Origin of the sequence: Mammaliicoccus sp. Q-M61, assembly GCF_022386055.1 — a bacterium.
Classification (GTDB): domain Bacteria; phylum Bacillota; class Bacilli; order Staphylococcales; family Staphylococcaceae; genus Mammaliicoccus; species Mammaliicoccus sciuri_A.
In genome coordinates this window covers 1-273 of sequence record NZ_JAJNJL010000042.1, presented here as the reverse complement: position 1 = coordinate 273, position 273 = coordinate 1, and the positions used below count along the sequence as shown (strand labels likewise).

Sequence of the window (273 nt, the reverse complement as noted above, 5' to 3'; positions counted from 1 at the left end):
TTGCTTCAAATGAATTAATCAATACATTAGCAGTAACAGATAAATCAAAAGTAATCGAAGCAGATGCGATTAAGAATGGATATATCAAATCTCAAACTGACGCAACTAACGCTAAAAATACTTTGTCAGGAAGAGCTTGGATTGTTGATAAAGGAACGCCTGCAACAATGTCTAATGGACTTACAGCAGTTCCTGAAGGTACGAAAGTATACTTACAATGGATCGATAAAGATGGAGCTGTATCACCAACATATATGGCTACAACATCTAACA

At 35.5% G+C, this 273-nt stretch carries 1 protein-coding gene; it reads left to right on the top strand.

Features of this window, described 5'->3' with window-relative positions:
• Positions 1-273 (top strand): hypothetical protein (locus LQ677_RS14620; protein WP_239749101.1); only part of this gene is annotated, 273 nt, incomplete at both ends.